1 protein-coding gene is annotated in these 1,075 nt (G+C 55.5%); it reads right to left on the bottom strand.

Going from position 1 to position 1,075, the window contains the following annotated elements; genetic code table 11:
- Positions 1–1,075, bottom strand: a 1,075-nt coding sequence (locus tag KDK17_RS18560) for a PEP/pyruvate-binding domain-containing protein (protein WP_257288764.1), incomplete at both ends; no start/stop codon positions are given.

The raw sequence follows: 1,075 nt of genomic DNA, 5'->3' as shown, positions 1-1,075 counted from the left end.
CTGTTGAAGTTCGGTGGTTCAGCAGCACCGATCGCGGGTGAGCTGATAATATCCTGTCTCGAAGTGGTGCTATGGGCCTGCCAGTAAGCAGACTGGTCGCCGGTTAGCAAACAGGCTCCGGGGCTGCCGACAAAGCTGCCTGCCACCAGTGTTACCTGTTGTCCGCTGGCTTGTGCTGATGCCTCAGAATACTGAGAACCAGCCAACAGGCAGGGTATACCCGCCTGACGCAGGGTGATGGCAACATGATCGTTGGTGCCCCCTTGTCTGAATACGCAGCCGCCCAAACGTCGCAAAATATCCGGTGCCAGCATCCAGTCACTGGCGTGATCGGAAAGCAGAATGGTACTGGGCGGAATCTGTTCTGCGTTGACCGGTTCGGTGACCACCAGGGCCACACCACTGCGGCAACCTTCACTGACCATAATGCCTCCAGCCAGCGGCAGGGAGGGAGCTGCGGCAGAGAAATGGGTGTTGCCCGGCAGCCGGGTCACTGGCCGACACTGGAAGAGGTAAAGTTGCTGCTGGTCATCCACGCCGAACTCAATATCTACCGGACAACAGAACATATCTTCCAGCTGTTCTGCGTATTTCTGCAGTTTTTGCAATATCTCATCAGCCAGCATGATGTCTTTTACATCCGTGGTTGCCGTGGTGCTCTGTTCGATATAACCCGCTTCACAGATCTCTTCATCGGTGATTTTTTTCAGCACAAACTGGGTGGTAATGTCTCCCGGAGTAAATTGCCAATCCGGTTGACTGTTTTCGTCATCACCGCGCCTGATCGTATAGCGATGGGGGCGGATGCCTGAATTTCCACAGACTGCCCCCCGTGGTTGACCCGGTGCATATTCCACTTGAATGGTATCGTCCTGTAACGTTGAGTGGCTGATTACTACGCCCCCCAGCTGGCAGTGGATGCACTGTTGCATGACCAGCGCAATGGGTTTTACCTGCCCGGTGGGACAGACTTCTGGCCGGTAAGCAGACGACAGGACTTGCAGACAGGTTTTCAGGATATCGCCGCCACCATGAACCCGGGAATCATATCGACCGGCCTGGGCATCGCCGAAGC

It is taken from the genome of Endozoicomonas sp. SESOKO2 (genome assembly GCF_024606245.1).
Taxonomy (GTDB): Bacteria; Pseudomonadota; Gammaproteobacteria; order Pseudomonadales; family Endozoicomonadaceae; genus Endozoicomonas_A.
The sequence above is the reverse complement of the archived record's forward strand: the minus strand, read 5'-3'. Positions and strand labels throughout refer to the sequence as shown.